The sequence below is a fragment of the Azospirillum brasilense genome (assembly GCF_001315015.1).
Lineage (GTDB): Bacteria > Pseudomonadota > Alphaproteobacteria > Azospirillales > Azospirillaceae > Azospirillum > Azospirillum brasilense.
In genome coordinates, this window is sequence record NZ_CP012914.1 from 1,623,537 (window position 1) to 1,641,996 (window position 18,460).

The window sequence follows — 18,460 nt, forward strand, 5'->3', positions numbered from 1 at the left end:
CTCCCCGGCAGTCATTCCCGTCACGCGTCGTCCCCTTCGGGGGCCGCCTTGGGCAGCAGGATCTTCAGCGCCTTGTGACGGATGCGGTAGTTCAGCGGCGGCTCCATCTGCAGGATTTCACCATCGTTGACCATCTTCAGCCGCCGCCGCCGGCTGTGCACCGTCAGTTGCGTGGCCGTCAGCGTTTCCAACTCCTCATCCTGCTGCCAAGTTCCGAGCACGGTGCGCCCCATCAGCCGCAGCAGCCCCCAGGGGTCGCGTTGCCGCGCCACATAGACGCCGAGCTTGCCGGACGCGAGCGTGTTGCGGCGCAGGAGCATGCTGCCCGCCTCGCCGTCGAAGGGGTTGTTGGAAACCACCAGAATCGGAGTGCGCACGCGGCGCGGCCCCTCGCCCCAGTCGATCCGGACGTCGAGCAGGGGCAGGCGGCGGAAAGTGCGGACCATGGCGAGCGCCATTGCCGGCCATTTCAGCAGCCGGTGCCGCTTGCGCTTCTCCTCGCGCTCCTGAACCACCTGCGGGTAGAAGCCGAGGACGGAGCTGTTCAGGTAGACCTCGCCGTTCACCTCCGCCACGTCGATGCTGCTCACCTCCCCGGCGGCCAGGGCCTCGTACGCCTCGTCGAGGTCGAGCGGGGTCTTCAGGTCGCGCGCCAGCAGGTTCATGGTGCCGAGTGGCAGGATGCCCAGGATCTTGCCGGTGGGCAGGATCATGTTGACCGCGGTGTGGATGGTCCCGTCGCCGCCGCCCACGATCACCAGTTCCGCGTCGGAGTCGATGGCCTTGCGGATTTCCGACGCGCAGTCGGCCGGCTCCACCGCGGTCAGCGACACCTCCGCCCCGTGCCGCTCGAAGGCGCTGCGGATCGCCGCCACCGTGTCGTCGATCGGCTGGCCGGCCAGCGTTCCCGCGGACCGGTTGAGGATGATGGCCGTCTTGCGGCCCTCTCCCTCCTGACGTGACGCTTGCGCTGCTGAAGCTGCCATCATGGAACTGTCCCGCTCATGACTGTGGGTGCGGCAACGGCTGAGGCCGGGGCGGTGTTCCGCGACGCTGCGCTGCGAAACCGCGGTTTGACACGCCGCCCGCCGCCCGTATCATCGCCCGAAACCGATCAATTCGCCCCACAAACGAACAAATGGAAACGACCGGAACCATGAGCGACCCCGCCCAGACCCAGAACGCCCAGACCCAGAACGCCGAGATCCTGTTCGAACGCCGCGGCGCCATTGGGCTGGTGACGCTGAACCGCCCGAAGGCGCTGAACGCCCTGACGCTGGGCATGATCCGCCTGTTCGATCCGCAACTGCGCGCCTGGATCGCCGATCCCGCGGTCAAGGCCATCGTCGTGCAGGGCGCAGGCGAGAAGGCCTTCTGCGCCGGCGGCGACGTGGTGAACCTGTACGAGACGGGCAAGGCCGCCAAGGCGGGGCAGGGCGACGGCGCGTCCATCCGCGCCTTCTTCAGCGAGGAGTATGTCCTCAACCGCCTGATCCACACTTGCCCGAAGCCCTATGTGGCGCTGATCGACGGCATCAGCATGGGCGGCGGCGTCGGGCTGTCGGTGCACGGGTCGCATCGAATCGTGACGGAACGGACGATGTTCGCCATGCCGGAGACGGGCATCGGGCTCTATCCGGACGTCGGCGGCACCTACTTCCTGCCGCGCCTGCCCGGGCAGGTCGGCATCTGGCTGGGCCTGACCGGCGACCGTCTAAAGGCGGCCGACATGATCGAGGTCGGCGCTGCCGACGCCTTCATCCCCAGCGCCAAGCTGGAGTCCCTGATCGCCGAGCTGGCCGACGGCGTGCCGGCCGACGAGGTGGTCGCGCGCCATCGCGAGGAAGCCGGCGAACCGCCGGTCGCCGCCAACCGCGCGGCCATTGACCGTTGCTACGCCCACAACGCGGTGGAGGCCATCGTCGCCGCTCTTGAAGCAGAGGGCACGGAGTGGGCCACCGGCCAGCTCGCCACGCTGAAGCGGGTGTCGCCGACCAGCCTGAAGGTGACGCTGGAGGCGCTGCGCCGCGGCGCCAAGCTGGACTTCGACAGCTGCATGATCCAGGAGCTTCGCCTCAGCCTCGCTTTCCTTGCCCGCCATGATGTCTATGAAGGCATCCGCGCGGCGCTGGTGGACAAGGATCGGAATCCGCGTTGGTCGCCGGCCTCCCTTGCCGAAGTGACGGCTGAAGAGGTCGATGGTTACTTCGCCGAACCCGTTGGCGGGGATTTGCGCTTTACCGAATGAAGAGGCGCGCTCCCCTTTATTGCACTCAGGACGTGCAAGGATGCGGGCACATTCCGTGCGTTTCTGCGTTAGTATCGGGGAAATCCTTGCGGGACTTGTCTCAAACCTGACCGTTGTTGTGGCCTGACCGTTGTTGTCGGGGGTCGGATGGGACGGGTCGGCTTGCCGCCCGGTTTACCGGGCGGGAATGCCGCCGGGATGCCTGGATTCCAGGCATGTCCTGGCCCGCGATGGGGCTTGGCACGGCAGGACGGGGATATTCCGCAGGGCCAGGCTGTTCTACAACCCGGGCTGTGCTTTTGGGGCATTATTGAGGTGATTGCCGGACAATGATCGGTTAATCTCCCCTTAAGGACCCCGGAAAGGCCACAGGTCGGCCCATGTCCGGTACGAGCCAAAGGAGACCGCGGTGCGCAAACCCTATTATGAAAGCATCCTCTTGATCGAACGGCTTCACCGCCACTTTCTCGAGGTGCTGAAGACCGAGCTTGACCGGCTCGGTATCCAGGACATCAACAACGTTCAGAGCCTGATCCTCTACAACATCGGCGAAGACGAGATGACCGTCGGCGAGTTGACGGCGCGCGGCTACTATCTCGGCTCCAACGTGTCCTACAATGTGAAGAAGATGGTCGAGAACGGCTATCTCGGGCAGGAGCGTTCGCCGCACGACCGCCGGTCGGTGCGCGTCCGCCTTTCGGAAAAGGGCCTGGATCTCCGCGAGAAGATCAGCCGCATGTTCGAGCGCCATCTGACGGCGCTGGAGAAGGCCGGCTTCAGCGACGAGGAGCTGGTCAAGGCGAACGAGACGCTGCGCAAGCTCGAACGCTTCTGGTCCGCGTCACTCGACTACAGCGGCTTTCCGCTGACCTCGGCGGCCTGATCCACGACCGCCTGAGTCGTATCGGTACCGCGGTTTCCGGCTCCTGCGTCGAAAGAAAAAGGCACGCCTCCGGCCTCGAGTCCTGGGGCGTGCCGCGAGTCGGTGTGCGGCCCTGCGTGGCCGCTTTTTTCATGCCCGCGTTCCGGCCCTCCACAGACCTTTTTTGCCGGCGGTTCTGCCGCCCGGCCGTACTTTGTCACGTCTTCGATGCTTCCGGATGGACGGGATTGCGTTCTTTCCGTAAGCTGTACGTGTGACAGATTGCTGCTAACCTGAACCAAACAACAGGCGGTCTCGTGGAAGGCTGCTGAAAACAGGGAATGGGGAGGATATGGCAAGTGACGTCATTCTGGAGACGCGCGGACTGACCAAGGAATTCCGGGGCTTCGTCGCCGTCCGCGACGTCAGCCTGCGGGTGAAACGGGGGTCCATCCATGCGCTGATCGGTCCCAACGGGGCCGGAAAAACGACCGTTTTCAATCTGCTCACCAAGTTTCTTCAACCCAGCAATGGGAACATCCTGTTCAACGGGCGCGACATCACCGCGGTGAAGCCGGCGGACGTGGCGCGCCTGGGCATCATCCGCTCCTTCCAGATCTCGGCGGTGTTCCCGCATCTGTCGGTTCTGGAGAATGTGCGCGTCGGGCTGCAACGGCCGCTCGGCAATTCCTTCCACTTCTGGAAATCGGAATCGGTGCTCGACCGTCTGAACGGGAGGGCGATGGAGCTGCTGGAGGATGTCGGGCTCGCCGGCTACGCCCACCGGCCCGCGGCGGAGCTTCCCTATGGCCGCAAGCGGGCGCTGGAGATTGCCACGACGCTGGCCCTGGAGCCGGAAATGCTGCTGCTGGACGAGCCGATGGCCGGCATGGGGCACGAGGACATCGACCGCATCGCGGCGCTCATCAAGCGGGTCTCGGCCAACCGCACGATCCTGATGGTGGAGCACAACCTGTCCGTGGTTTCCAACCTGTCGGACTGGATCACCGTGCTGGCCCGCGGCGAGGTCCTGGCCGAGGGGCCTTACGCCGAGGTGTCGCGCCACCCGAAGGTCCGGGAAGCCTATATGGGGAGCGGTCATGCCTGACGGCGCAACGGTGAGGACGGCGATGCTGGAAGTCGCCGATCTCCAGGCTTTCTACGGCGAAAGCCACGTGCTGCACGGGGTGAACCTGGAGGTCCGCCAGGGGGAGGTGGTGACCCTGCTGGGCCGCAACGGCGCCGGCAAGACGACCACCATGCGCTCCATCATGGGCATCGTCGGCAAGCGCACCGGCGCCATCCGATTCCAGGGGCGGGAGCTGATCGGCATGGCGCCGCACAGGATTCCGCGCCTCGGCATCGGTTATGTGCCTGAGGAGCGCGGCATCTTCGCCTCGCTCAACGTCGAGGAAAACCTGACGCTGCCGCCCGTCGTGAAGGACGGCGGCATGACGGTCCAGCAGATCTACGAGCTGTTTCCCAACCTCCAGGGCCGGGGCTCGACCCAGGGCACCCGCCTGTCGGGCGGGGAACAGCAGATGCTGGCCATCGCGCGCATCCTGCGCACCGGCGCCACCATGATTCTGCTCGACGAACCGACGGAGGGTCTGGCCCCGGTGATCATCGAGCAGATCGGCGTGGCCGTCCGCAAGCTGAAGCAGCGCGGCTTCACCGTCCTGCTGGTGGAGCAGAATTTCCGCTTCGCCGCCACCATCGCCGACCGCCATTACATGATGGAGGAAGGTCATGTGGTGGACATGATCCCGAACAACCAGCTCGCCGCCAACATGGAGAAACTGCACACGTATCTGGGTGTCTGAATCAACAAGCAGAAACGTTCGAATTCGAACCGGGAGGAATGGAATGATTGCACGTCTGCTTGCCGGAGCGGCGCTTGCCGCGCTGGCTGTCGGTTCCGCGCAGGCCCAGCAGGGCAAGATCTCCGGCGACGTCGTGAAGATCGGCGTCCTCAACGACCGCTCCGGCCTCTACGCCGACCTCGGCGGCGAGGGCTCGGCGGTCGCCGTCCGCATGGCGGTGGAGGAGGTGGGCGGCAAGATTCTCGGCAAGCCGATCGAGGTCGTCTCGGCCGACCACCAGAACAAGCCGGACATCGGCTCCAACCTCTCCCGCGAATGGATCGACCGCGACGGGGTGGACGTCATCGTCGACGTGCCGAACTCCGGCGTCGCCCTGGCGGTGCAGGAGGTGACGCGCGAGAAGAAGACGATCTTCCTGATGCAGGGACCGGCGACCTCGCGCCTGACCGGCGACGCCTGTTCGCCCACCGGCTTCCACTGGGCCTACGACACCCGCGCGCTGGCCGTTGGAACCGGGCAGGCCATCGTGAAGGAGGGCGGCAAGAGCTGGTTCTTCCTGACCGCCGACTACGCCTTCGGCCACCAGCTCGAAACCGACACGGCGGCGCAGGTGAAGAAGGCCGGCGGCACAGTCGTGGGGGCGGTGCGCGCGCCGCTGAACACGGCGGACTTCTCCTCCTTCCTGCTGCAGGCGCAGTCGTCGGGCGCGCAGGTCATCGGCCTCGCCAACGCCGGCGGCGACACCATCACCTCGATCAAGCAGGCGTCGGAGTTCGGCCTGACGCAGAGCGGGCAGCAGAAGCTGGCCGGGCTGCTGATCTTCCTGTCGGACGTGCACGCGCTGGGGCTCCAGGTCGCCCAGGACCTCGTCCTGACCACCGGCTTCTACTGGGACATGGACGACGAGAAGCGCGCTTGGTCGGAGAAGTACAAGGCGAAGACCGGCAAGATGCCGACCATGGTGCAGGCCGGCAGCTACTCCTCGGTGAAGCACTACCTGAAGGCCATCGAGGCGGCGGGGACCGATGACGGGCCGACCGTCGCCGCCAAGATGAGGGAGATGCCGGTCAACGACATGTTTGCCAAGAACGGCAAGATCCTGCCGAACGGACGCATGGTCCACGACATGTATCTGGCCCGCGTGAAGAAGCCCAGCGAGTCCAAGGGGCCGTGGGATTATTACGAGATCATCCGCACCATCCCTGGTGACGAGGCCTTCGCCACCATGGCGGAAAGCGGCTGCAAGCTGCCGGGCTGATCCCCGCCCGCCCCGGCTCCCGTCCGCCGCCGCGTGCGGGGGCGGGAGCCGGGGCGGTCACCCGCCGCCCAAAACGGTCGGAAAACGGCCGGAGGCGAACCACCATGTCCACCATCTTCGGCATCCCGCCCCAGGCGCTGTTCGGTCAGCTTCTGCTGGGGCTGATCAACGGATCCTTCTACGCGCTGCTCAGCCTCGGGCTGGCGGTCATCTTCGGCATGCTCAACGTCATCAATTTCGCCCACGGCGCGCTCTACATGCTGGGGGCCTTCGTGGCGTGGCTGCTGCTGACCACGGCGGGGATCGGCTACTGGTGGGCGCTGCTGCTGGCGCCGCTGGTCGTCGGCGCCTTCGGCGTGCTGCTGGAAAAGACGCTGCTCAGCCGCCTGTACAAGCTCGACCATCTCTACGGGCTGCTGCTGACCTTCGGCCTCGCGCTGATCGTGGAGGGGGCGTTCCGCCATTTCTACGGCGTGTCGGGCCAGCCCTATCCCATTCCCGATCTGCTGCGCGGCGGGCAGAATCTGGGCTTCATGTTCCTGCCCAACTACCGCGGCTGGGTCGTCGTCGCCTCGCTGGTCGTCTGCCTCGCCACTTGGTACGCCATCGAGCGGACGAAGCTCGGTGCCTACCTGCGCGCCGCCACCGAGAATCCAGTTCTGGTCCAGGCCTTCGGCATCAATGTGCCGCTGATGATCACGGCCACCTACGGGTTCGGCGTCGCTCTGGCCGGGCTGGCCGGCGTTCTCGCCGCGCCGATCTATCAGGTGTCGCCGCTGATGGGATCCAACCTGATCATTGTCGTCTTCGCCGTCGTGGTGATCGGCGGCATGGGGTCGATTCTGGGGGCAGTGCTGACCGGTTACGGCCTGGGCCTGTTGGAAGGTCTGACGAAGGTGTTCTATCCGGAGGCGTCCAACATCGTCGTCTTCGTCATCATGGCCGTGGTGCTGCTGATCAAGCCCGCCGGCCTGTTCGGGCGGGAGAGGTGACCCATGGCGACCGAGATCCACGCCGCCCGCCGCGAAACCGCGGCCCCAGTGACCGGAAGACCGGCCATGCCGGGCCTGCTGGCGCTCGCCGTGCTGCTGCTCGTGCTGATCGCCGCGCCCTACGTGCTGTACCCCGTCTTCGTGATGAAGGTGCTGTGCTTCGCGCTGTTCGCCTGCGCCTTCAACCTGCTGATCGGCTTCGCCGGTCTGCTCAGCTTCGGCCACGCCGCTTTCTTCGGAGGGGCGGCCTACATCACCGCCCACACGGTGAAGGTCTGGGGGCTTCCGCCGGAACTCGGCATCCTGCTGGGTACCGCCTTTTCCGCGACACTCGGCTTGGCCTTCGGGGCGCTGGCAATCCGGCGGCAGGGCATCTACTTCGCCATGATCACGCTGGCGCTGTCGCAGATGGTCTTCTTCATGGCGCTCCAGCTCAAGTTCACCGGCGGCGAGGACGGCATCCAGGCGGTGCCGCGCGGCCATCTGTTCGGGGTGATCGACCTCAGCCAGTCGATGGCGATGTACTACACGGTGCTGGCGGTCTTCCTGTTCGGCTTCGCGGTGATCTGGCGCACCGTCCATTCGCCCTTCGGGCAGGTCCTGAAGGCGATCCGCGAGAATGAGCCGCGCGCCATCTCGCTCGGCTACCGCACCGACCATTACAAGCTGATGGCCTTCGTCCTGTCCGCCGCGCTGGCCGGTCTGGCGGGGGGCACCAAGGCGATCGTATTCCAGCTCGCCACGCTGACCGACGTGCAGTGGCAGATGTCCGGCGCGGTGGTGCTGATGACCCTGCTGGGCGGCATCGGAACGCTGTTCGGCCCGGTGGTCGGGGCGGCGCTGGTGGTGACGCTGGAGAATTATCTGGCGGCGAGCAACCTGCCGGTGCCGGTGGTGATCGGCGTCATCTTCGTCGCCTGCGTGCTGCTGTTCCGCCGCGGCATCGTCGGGGAGATCGCCTCCCGCTTCGGCGGAAAACGCCCGTGAGCCGGCTGAGAATTGCAGTTGTTCATTTGGGAGCACCGAATGGTTGAGACGGTCCATCCATTTTACGAGGATCATCGCGGCGCGATGGAGGCCGCCATGCGCCAACGCCTTGATCTTGCCGAAGCGATGTTGGGCGAGCACATTCACCCATCCAGCGTTGATGGGATCAAGCGGGAGGTGATGGACGAGTTCGCCATCGTGCTCACGCAAATGCCCTATGTCGGCGGTGCGGAGAGTCGCATGAGCGACTTCTTCATGCGTCTCCTCGGCTTCATGGCGATCAGCCGGGTGCTCCAGCGGCACGGCGTGCCGCTGTCCGTGATCGGCGAGATCGAGCGGGACACCTACAAAGCCCAATTGCTCACCGTGCCTGAAGCGGAGCGTCTCGCCTCGGGGCAACACTTCCTGTCGCCAGAGAATCAGGCGTTTTTGCGTGAGCAGGCGGAGAAAAGCCGTCAGGAGCAGTTTCCCGAGGATTTCGTCTACGACTTCGTCGAGCCGGGTCCGGGCGATGATTTCGAGTTCGGCATCAACTACAAAGCCTGCGGTTTCTGCAAATTCGCGGCCCGCCATGGCGACAAGGACATTCTGCCGAACATCTGCGGTCTCGATTTCGACGCCTACGCGACACGCGGCATCCATCTGGAACGAACGCAAACCTTGGCCGGCGGCGCCAGCCACTGCGATTTCCGCTTCTCGCGGCTCCGATCGGCCTGAGTGCCGGTTCCCGGAGGGGGCGATGGCGTCGCCACCCTCCGGGAACGGAACTCAAAGTCGCAGCGCTTCCTCCGCCGGCTGGTAACCCAGCCCCTGGGCGTCGGCGACCGCCTTGCAGGTGACTGCCCCGGCGTGGATGTTCAGCCCCGCCCGCAGATGCGGGTCGCGCGCCAGCGCCGCGCGGTACCCGCGGTCGGCGAGCGCCAGCGTGAAGGGCAGGGTGGCGTTGTTCAACGCGAAGGTCGAGGTGCGCGCGACCGCCCCCGGCATGTTGGCGACGCAGTAATGGACCACCCCGTCGACCAGATAGGTCGGCTCGGCGTGGGTGGTGGGGTGCGAGGTCTCGAAGCAGCCGCCCTGGTCGATGGCGACGTCCACCACCACGGCGCCCCGCCGCATCCGCTCGACCATCGCCTTGGTCACCAGCTTCGGCGCCTCGGCCCCCGGCACGAGGACCGCGCCGATGACGAGATCGGCGTCGAGCACATGCTCCTCGATCGTGTCGACCGTCGAATAGAGCGTCTGGAGCTTGGCGCCGAATTGCAGGTCCAGTTCCTTCAGGCGGGGCAGGGACTTGTCGATGACGACCACCTTCGCCTCCAGCCCCATGGCCATGCGGGCGGCGTTGGTCCCGACCACGCCGCCGCCCAGCACCACCACCTTGGCCGCCGGAACGCCGGGCACGCCACCGAGCAGGACGCCACGCCCGCCCTGCGCCTTCTCCAGGCAATGGGCACCGGCCTGGACCGACATGCGGCCGGCCACCTCGCTCATCGGCGCCAGGAGCGGCAGGCCGCCACGGGAGTCCGTCACCGTCTCGTATGCGATGGCGACGGCGCCGGAGTCCAGCAACTGCCTGGTCTGCTTCGGGTCGGGGGCGAGGTGCAGATAGGTGAACAGGATCTGCCCCCGGCGCAGCATCGCGCATTCCCGCGGCTGGGGCTCCTTCACCTTCACCACCATGTCCGCACGAGCGAAGACGGTTGCGGCGTCCGGTACGATTTCCGCCGCGGCGGCTTCATAATCCCCGTCGTCCAGCCCGATGGCGGCGCCGGCTCCCGCCTGCACCAGCACGCTGTGCCCGTGATGCGTCAGTTCACGGACCGAGGCCGGGGTCAGCCCGACGCGGTATTCATGGTTTTTGATTTCCGTCGGCACGCCGATGAGCATGGGCATCCTCCGCGGGTGGGCCGGTGCCGGACCAGGACGGGCAGCGCGCCGGCTCAAGGTTTCTTGCCTCAGAATTTGGGGTGTGCTCCGGCCATCCGCATCACACTTGCGGTGCCGCTCGATGATTTTCTTTGGATCAATTAAAACACTCCATGAAATTTGATGCAAAACTCTCTGCAATAAATCTTGGTGGATATTCCTCTGTATCCGCAAAAAAGTAGGTAAGGTTAGTTTTTAGAGTTGTGGAACTATTCTTCGCCACCATGGTATATGGATGCTTGTGTCGCACTGCACAAAAATCGCGGCACTCAAGAAAAATGGGGGGAGCGTCCGATTCGGACGGAACGAAACCAGGAGCAAGGCAGATGGCTTCAGAGAAGGACGCGCAGACCATCGCGCGCGACACCGCCGCCAAAGGCCGGAATGTTGCCGAGGACACCACCCGCCGCATGGCGGAAACCGCCGCGGAGACGACCCAGCGCGGTGCCGATACGGCCAGCGACATGATGGGAAAGGCGACCCAGGTGGCTGGCCAAGTCGCCGGCCAGACCTCCGATCAACTCAACCGCATGATGGGCCTGTCCGCACAAGCCCAAGGCGAGGTCGCTCAACAGGCCCGCGAAAACATGGACGTCATGACGCAGTGCGGGTCCGTGCTGATGGACGGGATGCAGTCCATCATGCGCGAATGGATGGGCTTCGCCCAGGAGGCCATGGCCCGCAACGCGGAAGGCATCAACGCGATGATGCGCAGCCGGTCGGTCCAGGACCTCTACGCCGCGCAGAGCAGCATGGTCAAAGACGAGATGGAACTTCTGCTGAACCGCAGCGTCAAGGTGTCGGAGCTGTCGGCGAAAACCGCGAACGACGCGGTGCGGCGGCTGAACGCGCGGGCCGAAGGGGCCGCGCGCCACATACGCCGCAGCGCCTGACGCTTCACCAAAGATCCATCCTGGCCTTGCGCCCCCGGACCGGCCGGTCCAGGGGCGTTCTTTTTTGCGCGTGTTCCGGTCACTTCGCGACGATGCGGCCCTCGACCTTCGGGGCGACCGTTTTCTTCGCCTCCACATAATCCATGACCATCGTCGCCATCAGCACAGCGCCGGAGGCATCCACCACCGTCCGGCCGCGGGCCAGCGCGGCGTAGCCGTCCCCGCCCTTCAGCATGTAATCGTTGGTCGCCACGCGGTAGGTCCGGGCGGGGTCGAGCGGCTGGCTGGCCACGGTCACGCCGGTCACGCGGGTGCCGGACGGCAGCTTCGGGTCGTAGGTGAAGGTCAGTCCCGACACCTGCGGAAACCGTCCGGCCTTGTCCTCCACCTTCGACACGCCATGCTCCAATGCGGCCAGCAGGTCGGCGCCGGACAACAGCGTCAGCACGGCGACGTTGCCGAAGGGCATTTCCGCGAAGATGTCCTTGCGGGTCAGCGAACTGCCCGCCGGGTGCAGCGTGTCGGCGCGGATGCCGCCGCCGTTGGTGATGGCGACGTCGGCCTTCAGTCCGTCGCGCAGCGCGTCGGCGATCAGATTGCCCATCGTCGTCTCCTGCGAGCGGACGACGTCCTTGCGGCTGTCCAGGTCGGTTTCCGTCCGCCCGATCACCCCGGCCAGCGTGGCGTCGAGCTGGTCGGTGTAGCGCTTGACCAACGCCCCGACCTCGGCATCCGGGGCCACCCCGGTGGTGGTGACGAAGCGCCAGCCGGCGGGAGCGACGGTGGTCACAGGCCCTTTTTCGGTCGCTTTGGTGCTGACCGCCAGATCGATGACGCCGAGATAATGGCCGTCCGCCCCGGCCTTCAGGATCAGGGTCGAGCCCTCGTAGACGCTGATCGGGTCGTGGTCGTGGCCGCCCAGCAGGAGGTCGATGCCCTTCACCTTGACGGCCAGATCACGGTCCTCCGCGATGGTCTGGTGGGTCAGCGCCACGACGACGTTCGCCCCCGCGTCGCGCAGCGCCTTCACCGCCAGGGTCGCGGCGGCCTGCACGTTGGTGAAGGTGGCCTCCGCCCCGCCGCTGGACAGGTGCGCGGTTTCCGGGGTCAGGACACCGAGGAAGCCGACCTTGACGTCGCCGACCGTCTTCGTCCAGGTGGCGACCGAACCGGGAAACGGTTGGCCGTCCGGTCCGGCGATGTTGGTGCCGACCCAGGGGAACTTCGATTCGGCGATGCGGGCCTTAAGCACCTCCGTGCCGAAGTCGAACTCGTGATTCCCGAAGCCGACGACGTTCACGCCCATGGCGTTGAACAGGTCGGGCATCTGCGCGCCCCGCGTCGTCCCGGAGAGCAGGGAAGGGGACAGGAAATCGCCACCCACCGTCGTCAGCGCGCCGGCGCTGCGTTCCCGCTCCGTCTTCAGCACCGTCATCAGGGGGGCAAAGCCGCCGCGGCCCTTCACCGGCGAAATCTCGTAGATGTCGTTGAAGTGCAGGAAGGTCACCGTGCCGTTCTGCGCGGCGGCGGAGGTCGGAAACAGCAGGGTCGCGGGGAACAGCAGGGTGCCGGCAAGGGCGACGGCCCCCGCCAGCGTGCGAATCCGGGTCAGCATCGATCTCGTCTCCCTGGGGAAGTTGAATGGCTTCCTTCGCGTCATCGCACTCTACGCCGTCCCGCGGCGTGGCGCATAGCCGCCTTGCACCGCTTGATTTCGCCGCCTCCGCCGTTCATGAACGGGGCATCCGCCCTGCGGACTAAGCTCCAACCGACGTGGCCCCTCCATGCGCATCCTGGTCGTTCAGAACAACCGAAACGCCCCCGCCGGACTCGTCGGGGACGCGCTGGCCGAGTTCGGGGCGACGCTGGTCACCGTCGCCGCGGACGAGGGGGAGGCGCTGCCCACCACGCCGGAGGGCTATCACGGGCTGCTGGTGCTGGGCGGACCGCAGGACGCCTGGAACGACGGACAGGGGCCGCACTTTCCGCAGGTCATGGAGCTGATCCGCGCCTTCGCGGCGGAGGAGCGCCCGGTGATGGGCATCTGCCTGGGGGCGCAGTTGGCCGCCCGCGCCTTCGGCGCCCGCGTCTATCGTCATTCGGTGGCGGAGATCGGCGTGGGCGCGGTCCGGCTGTTCAACGCCGCCTCGGACGATCCGCTGCTCGGCGGGCTGGCGCCGGAGCTGCACATGGTGCAGTGGCACTACGACACCTTCGAGTTTCCCGAAGGCGCCGTGCCGCTGGCCTGGAGCGAAGCCTGCATGCGTCAGGCCTTCCGGCTCGGCCGCAACCTCTACGCCTTCCAGTTCCACCCGGAGGCCGACGCCGCCATCGTCCGCGGCTGGGCGGAGAAGTTCGGCGTCGACTCACGGGAGCGCAATCGGGCCATCCTCGACGGGCTGGACGCCGCGCTGGAGCGGCACCTGCCCGCCGCCGAAGCGGTCGCCCGGACGATCTCCCGCCGCTGGCTGGATCTGGTGATCGAACGGGCCGCCTGAACCTTACCCGCGAAGCTCCGCCAGCAGTTCCGGCGTGTCCACGTCGTAGAGGATGCCGCCGTCCTCCACCGGCACTTCGATCACCTGATCGGCGTGGGTGGCCAGCAGGGTCTTGGCCCCGGCGTCGCCGGAGAGTTTTGCCATCTCCGTGAAGAAGCCGCGGTCCCACAGGACCGGGTTGCCGCGCTTGCCATGGACGGTCGGGACGCAGACGGTCCGGCCCTCCAGCGGGTTGTAGGCGGCGATCAGCCGGTCGATGGCCTGCGGCGTGACCCGCGGCATGTCGCCGAGGCAGACAACCACCCCATCCACATCCGCCGGCAGGGCGGCCAGCCCGGCGCGCAGCGAGGCGCTGAGCCCGTCGGTGAAGGACGGGTTGTGGACGATGGTCAGCGGGCGCCCGGCCAGCGGCGCGGACACCGCCTCGGCCATGTGGCCGGTCACCACCACCACCGGCTTGGCCTGCGAGGCCAGCACCGATTCGACCGTGCGGACGACCAGCGGCTCCCCACCGACATCGGCGAGCAGCTTGTTGCTGCCGCCCATCCGGCTCGACCGCCCGGCGGCCAGAACCAGCGCGGCGATGCGCGGCGCCCTCGGCGGCTCGACCGCGACGGCGCCGGAACGGGGCAGGGGCCGGCTGGGGATCTCGGCCAGCAGGCCGCCCACCCCCATACGCATGACGTCGGTCCGCGTCACCGGAATCCCCGCGGCGATGCGCTGGAGCACCCAGTCGAAGCCGTTCAGCTTGGGCGACCGCGCGCAGCCGGGCAGGCCGAGCACCGGAGTCTCGCCGATGCGGGCCAGCAGCAGCAGGTTGCCGGGATCGACCGGCATGCCGAAATGCTCGATCACACCGCCCGCCCGCTCGATGCCCGACGGCAGAACGTCGCGGCGGTCGGTGATGGCCGAGGCCCCGGCGATCAGCAGCAGGTCGACGCGCCCCGCCGCCGCGATGGCGTCGGCCAGAGCCGCCTCGCCGTGGTAGCAGCGCGAATCGCGAACCAGCCGCCCGCCCATCACCTCCAGGCGCTCCCGCGTGACCGAAACGGTTTTGTCGAGGACGCTGTCCTTCACGCCGGGCAGGCGGGTCTGGATCAATGCGGCGGTCAGGGGGCGGAAGGGGGCGACGCGCAGCGCCGGCATCCCGGCCGACGCCTCGACCTCCGCCCCCTCCACGGCGCCGCGGGGGGCGGCGAAGGGGATGATCTTGACCGTGGCGACCATCTGGCCGGGCTCGACCGCCGCGAAGGCGGGCAGGGTGGCGACCGTTACGCTTTCGTCGATGAGGTTCAGCGCGCATATCCGTTCGACATCCGGAACGAACAGGCCGCGCGATTCGGCGAACAGGTTGACGCGCCCGGTGAAGGCGGCCCCGATGGTGATCTCCTGCCCCTTCAAGGCGGCGGCGATGCGGGCCGCCGCCGCGTCCTCGCCCACGTCGTCAGGGCCGGGCTTGGCGACGGTCACCGTGGTGAGGCCGGCGTCGCGCAGCGCGGTCACGTCCTCGGCGCTGAGGACGCGGCCCTTCTTGAAGCTGACGGAGCCGCGGCGGACCGAATGCGCCAGGATGGCGCCCTCCAGCTCCCGCAGGGGCAGCGGGCCGAAAAACATGGTGATGAACTCCTGTCAGGCCGCGCCGGCCTTGCGCCGTACGGCGGTGATCTGGGCCATGACCGACAGGGCGATCTCCGCCGGGGTCACGGCGCCGATGTCCAGCCCGACCGGGGCGTGGATGCGCGCCAGCTCCGCGTCGGTCACGCCCTGCTCCTTCAACCGCTCCAGCCGCTTGGCATGGGTGCGCTTGCTGCCGAGCGAGCCGACGTAGAAGGCCGGGGAGCGCAGCGCCACCAGCAGCGCCGGGTCGTCCAGCTTGGGGTCGTGGGTCAGGGTCACCACGGCGGTGCGGTTATCGATCGTCAGGGCAGACAGCGCCTCGTCCGGCCAGGAATCGTGCAGGGAAACGCCGGGGAAACGCGATTCCGTGGCGAAGGAGCCGCGCGGGTCGATCACCGTGACGGCGTAGCCGGTCAGCGCGGCGAGGGGAGCCAATGCCTGGGCGATGTGCACGGCGCCGACCACCAGCAGGCGCAGCGGCGGGTTGTGGGTCTGGACGAACAGCTGGACGCCGTCCTCCTCCTCCTCCGGATCGCTGACGAGGCCGGAACGATCCTGGCGCAGCCTTTCCCGCACCTCTTCCAGAAGGTCGTCCTCCAGCCCGAAACCGCCGTGGACGGCGTCCTCGTAGACCAGCGTCTGCAGGCCGGTGCCGAGGTCGGTGACGAGGGCCACGGGACGCCCGGCCTTGCGGGCGGCCAGCAGCCGTTCGGTGATGTCGCGCTTCATTCCACGGCCTCGACATAGACCTGCACCCGGCCGCCGCAGGCCAGACCGACCTCCCAGGCCATCTCGTTGCTGACCCCGAAGGAGATCATCCGGGGCTCGCCGTCCTCCATGGTCTTGCGCGCCTCGTGCACCACGGCCCCCTCGATGCAGCCGCCGGAGACGGAGCCGATCATCGAGCCGGCGTCGTCCACCGCCATCTGGCTGCCCACCGGGCGGGGGGAGGACCCCCAGGTGGCGACCACCGTCGCCAGCGCGACCTTGCGGCCTTCCGCGCGCCAGCCCGCGGCCTGCTCCAGAATATCGTCCTTCATGCGGCCTCCTTCAGCCACTTGCGCAGGCTTTCGGCCCGTCGCGGCCCGTCGCGGTTCAACGCATCGGCGAGCCCGGCCAGACTGTTCAAGTTGTGGACCGGGCGGAAGTCGTCCACATGCGGCAACAAGGCCCGGATACCGCTGGATTTTGGTGCGAACCCCTCCCACCGCAAGAGCGGGTTCAGCCAGACCAGTCGGCGGCAGCTCTTGTGCAGCCGTTCGGCCTCCGCCGCAAGCCCTTCGCCGGCATCCCGGTCCAGCCCGTCGGTGATGAGCAGGACCACCGCGCCCTGGCCGAGGACCCGCCGCGCCCAGGTCCGGTTGAAGGCGTGCAGCGCCGTGCCAATGCGCGTCCCGCCCGACCAGTCGGCCACCGCCGCCGACACGGCGTCCAGCGCCACGTCCACGTCCTTGTGCCGCAGATGGCGGGTGATGTTGGTCAGGCGGGTTCCGAAGACGAAGCTGTGCACCCGGTCGCGGTCGTTGCTGAGCGCGTGCATGAAATGCAGCAGCATCCGCGAATAGCGCGTCATGGAGCCGGAGATGTCGCACAGCACGACCAGCGGCGGCGGCCGCGTGCGGCGGCTGCGCCGCGCCAGATCGGCGAGATCGCCGCCGGAGCGCAGCATCCGCCGCAGCGTCGCCCGCGGGTCCACGCGCGGCCCCCGCGGGTCGGGGCGGTGGCGGCGGGTCGTCACCTCGGCCACCGGCAGGGCGATGCGGGCGAGCATGCGCTTGGCCTCCGCCATCTCCGCCGCCGACATTTTCTCGAAGTCCTTCTCCTGCAACCGTTCCTGGGCCGAAACGGTGAAGGAAGCGTCCACCTCGATCTCCGACTTTTCCGGCCCCTCGGCCTCCGGCGCGGTGCCGCGCAGCGCGTCGGCGACGCGGCGGGACAGCGGGTCCTGGGTGTCCGGCGACTCCGTGCGGATGGTCGGCAGCATCATCCCCATCATCCGCTTCAGGATGTCGGGGTTGCGCCAGAAGACGTGGAAGGCCTGATCGAAGACCTCGCGCTGGTCGCGCCGGTTCACGAAGACGGCGTGCAGCGCCCAGTAGAAATCCGCCCGGTTGCCGATCCCCACCGCCTCCACCGCCTCAACGGCCTGGAGCAGCTTGCCCGGCCCGACCGGCAGCCCCGCCGCCCGCAGCGCGCGGGCGAAATGCATCAGGTTGATGGCGAGACCGCCTTGCATCGTCTTTTACCGCGCCGTGCTGGCGGCGAGTTCCGTCTTGACCTGGGCCAGGATGCGCGCGGCCTCGCTGCCCTGGATGCGGGCGATGTCGTCCTGGTACTTCAGCAGCGTGCCCAGCGTGTCATTGATGACCGAGGGTTCCAGCTCCAGCTGGTTCAGTTCCACCAGCGCCTGCGCCCAGTCCAGAGTCTCCGCAACGCCCGGCGCCTTGTAGAGGTCCATTCCGCGCAGGCTCTGCACCACGCCGACGACCTGGGCGGCCAGCCGCGCGTCGGCGTTCGGCGCCTTCACCGCCAGGATCGCGCGCTCGCGCTCGGCGTTGGGGTAATCGACCCAGTGGTAGAAGCAGCGCCGCTTCAGCGCGTCGTGAATCTCGCGGGTGCGGTTGGAGGTCAGGATGACGATGGGCGGCTCCGGCGCCGTGACCGTGCCGAACTCCGGAATCGAAACCTGGAAATCGGAGAGGATTTCGAGCAGGTAGGCTTCGAACGGCTCGTCGGTGCGGTCCAGCTCGTCGATCAGCAGGACGGGAGGACCGGCCAAGTCGGGCTCAAGCGCCTGGAGCAGCGGGCGCTTGATGAGGAAGCGTTCGGAAAAAAGGTCGGCTGCGAGCGCATCCCGGTCGCGGTCGCCCGACGCCTCGGCCAGCCGGATCTCCATCATCTGCCGGGCGTAGTTCCACTCGTAGACCGCCGCGGCGACGTCCAGCCCTTCGTAGCATTGCAACCGCAGCAGGCGCCGGCCCAGCGTGGCGGACAGCACCTTGGCGATCTCGGTCTTGCCGACCCCGGCCTCGCCCTCCAGGAACAGCGGGCGCCGCAGCTTCAACGCAAGGTACAGCGCCGTCGCCAGCGAGCGGTCGGCGACGTAGTTCCCCCGCCGCAGCAGGTCCAGCGTGTCATCGACGGAGGCGGGGAGGGTGTTGGGCATGGTGGAAGGGATGCCTTGCAGGGTGCGGTAGCCCTCTCCCGTCTGGGGAGAGGGTGGCCCGGAGGGCCTCTCGCGCTGGCCGAAGGCCAGCGCTGACGGCGGCAGGCGGATGCCATAGGCATCCGCTGAGAGCCGGTGAGGGGGGTGAACATGGCGGTACGTTCGGCAAAAGCACAACCCCCTCACCCTA

General features: G+C 67.5%; 18 protein-coding genes. 10 read left to right on the top strand and 8 right to left on the bottom strand.

Annotated elements, in window-relative coordinates:
- Nucleotides 1-20 precede the first annotated feature (20 nt).
- The gene (locus AMK58_RS07470) at nt 21-989 is read right to left on the bottom strand and encodes a diacylglycerol/lipid kinase family protein (protein ID WP_051140233.1); all 969 of its coding nucleotides are present in this window, start codon (nt 987-989) and stop codon (nt 21-23) included.
- Nucleotides 990-1,156: 167 nt separating this feature from the next.
- On the opposite strand from AMK58_RS07470, the gene AMK58_RS07475 reads away from it, so the two are divergent.
- The 8 genes from AMK58_RS07475 to AMK58_RS07510 all read left to right on the top strand — a co-directional run bounded on the left by AMK58_RS07475 (nt 1,157) and on the right by AMK58_RS07510 (nt 8,887).
- On the top strand, nt 1,157-2,248 hold the full coding sequence (locus AMK58_RS07475; protein ID WP_035673936.1) for an enoyl-CoA hydratase/isomerase family protein: 1,092 nt from the start codon (nt 1,157-1,159) through the stop codon (nt 2,246-2,248).
- Between the two features lie 409 nt (nt 2,249-2,657).
- Nucleotides 2,658-3,131, top strand: a complete 474-nt coding sequence (locus AMK58_RS07480; protein WP_014240398.1) for a MarR family winged helix-turn-helix transcriptional regulator — start codon at nt 2,658-2,660, stop codon at nt 3,129-3,131.
- Between the two features lie 331 nt (nt 3,132-3,462).
- The gene (locus AMK58_RS07485; protein ID WP_035673736.1) at nt 3,463-4,218 is read left to right on the top strand and encodes an ABC transporter ATP-binding protein; all 756 of its coding nucleotides are present in this window, start codon (nt 3,463-3,465) and stop codon (nt 4,216-4,218) included.
- Nucleotides 4,211-4,933: an ABC transporter ATP-binding protein gene (locus tag AMK58_RS07490; RefSeq protein ID WP_035673739.1), complete on the top strand. Its 723-nt coding sequence runs from the start codon at nt 4,211-4,213 to the stop codon at nt 4,931-4,933. The genes AMK58_RS07485 and AMK58_RS07490 overlap by 8 nt, the downstream gene beginning before the upstream one ends.
- A gap of 43 nt (nt 4,934-4,976) precedes the next feature.
- Nucleotides 4,977-6,191, top strand: coding sequence for an ABC transporter substrate-binding protein (locus tag AMK58_RS07495; RefSeq protein WP_059398777.1), 1,215 nt, complete (start codon nt 4,977-4,979; stop codon nt 6,189-6,191).
- A gap of 104 nt (nt 6,192-6,295) precedes the next feature.
- Entirely contained in the window at nt 6,296-7,183 is an 888-nt protein-coding gene (locus AMK58_RS07500; protein WP_059398778.1) for a branched-chain amino acid ABC transporter permease, read from the top strand.
- Nucleotides 7,184-7,249: 66 nt separating this feature from the next.
- Complete coding sequence (locus tag AMK58_RS07505; protein ID WP_051140243.1) at nt 7,250-8,170, top strand: branched-chain amino acid ABC transporter permease; 921 nt, start codon at nt 7,250-7,252, stop codon at nt 8,168-8,170.
- A gap of 39 nt (nt 8,171-8,209) precedes the next feature.
- Nucleotides 8,210-8,887 (top strand): L-2-amino-thiazoline-4-carboxylic acid hydrolase, encoded by a 678-nt coding sequence (locus AMK58_RS07510; RefSeq protein WP_035673743.1) that lies wholly within the window; start codon nt 8,210-8,212, stop codon nt 8,885-8,887.
- A 51-nt stretch (nt 8,888-8,938) separates the two neighbouring features.
- On the opposite strand, the gene ald is transcribed toward AMK58_RS07510, so the two are convergent.
- Nucleotides 8,939-10,057 (bottom strand): alanine dehydrogenase, encoded by a 1,119-nt coding sequence (gene ald, locus AMK58_RS07515; RefSeq protein ID WP_035673745.1) that lies wholly within the window; start codon nt 10,055-10,057, stop codon nt 8,939-8,941.
- Nucleotides 10,058-10,422: 365 nt separating this feature from the next.
- On the opposite strand from ald, the gene AMK58_RS07520 reads away from it, so the two are divergent.
- The gene (locus AMK58_RS07520; RefSeq protein ID WP_035673747.1) at nt 10,423-10,989 is read left to right on the top strand and encodes a phasin family protein; all 567 of its coding nucleotides are present in this window, start codon (nt 10,423-10,425) and stop codon (nt 10,987-10,989) included.
- Nucleotides 10,990-11,068: 79 nt separating this feature from the next.
- Here AMK58_RS07520 and AMK58_RS07525 read toward each other — a convergent pair whose 3' ends face one another.
- The gene (locus AMK58_RS07525; protein ID WP_059398779.1) at nt 11,069-12,604 is read right to left on the bottom strand and encodes a bifunctional metallophosphatase/5'-nucleotidase; all 1,536 of its coding nucleotides are present in this window, start codon (nt 12,602-12,604) and stop codon (nt 11,069-11,071) included.
- Between the two features lie 169 nt (nt 12,605-12,773).
- Between AMK58_RS07525 and AMK58_RS07530 the strand changes: the two genes are divergently transcribed.
- Nucleotides 12,774-13,487, top strand: a complete 714-nt coding sequence (locus AMK58_RS07530; protein ID WP_035673750.1) for a type 1 glutamine amidotransferase — start codon at nt 12,774-12,776, stop codon at nt 13,485-13,487.
- Between the two features lie 3 nt (nt 13,488-13,490).
- Here AMK58_RS07530 and AMK58_RS07535 read toward each other — a convergent pair whose 3' ends face one another.
- Genes AMK58_RS07535 through AMK58_RS07555 form a run of 5 tightly spaced genes read right to left on the bottom strand, consistent with a single transcriptional unit; the run spans nt 13,491 to nt 18,270 of the window.
- Nucleotides 13,491-15,101: an NTP transferase domain-containing protein gene (locus AMK58_RS07535; protein WP_035673753.1), complete on the bottom strand. Its 1,611-nt coding sequence runs from the start codon at nt 15,099-15,101 to the stop codon at nt 13,491-13,493.
- Nucleotides 15,102-15,116: 15 nt separating this feature from the next.
- The gene (locus AMK58_RS07540; protein ID WP_059398780.1) at nt 15,117-15,833 is read right to left on the bottom strand and encodes an XdhC family protein; all 717 of its coding nucleotides are present in this window, start codon (nt 15,831-15,833) and stop codon (nt 15,117-15,119) included.
- On the bottom strand, nt 15,830-16,144 hold the full coding sequence (locus AMK58_RS07545; protein ID WP_035673760.1) for an XdhC family protein: 315 nt from the start codon (nt 16,142-16,144) through the stop codon (nt 15,830-15,832). The genes AMK58_RS07540 and AMK58_RS07545 overlap by 4 nt, the downstream gene beginning before the upstream one ends.
- A complete protein-coding gene (locus tag AMK58_RS07550) occupies nt 16,141-17,340 on the bottom strand; it encodes a vWA domain-containing protein (RefSeq protein WP_059398781.1) in 1,200 nt (399 codons plus the stop codon). Before AMK58_RS07550 ends, AMK58_RS07545 begins: the two co-directional genes overlap by 4 nt.
- A gap of 6 nt (nt 17,341-17,346) precedes the next feature.
- Nucleotides 17,347-18,270, bottom strand: a complete 924-nt coding sequence (locus AMK58_RS07555) for an AAA family ATPase (RefSeq protein WP_035673766.1) — start codon at nt 18,268-18,270, stop codon at nt 17,347-17,349.
- Nucleotides 18,271-18,460: the final 190 nt, after the last annotated feature.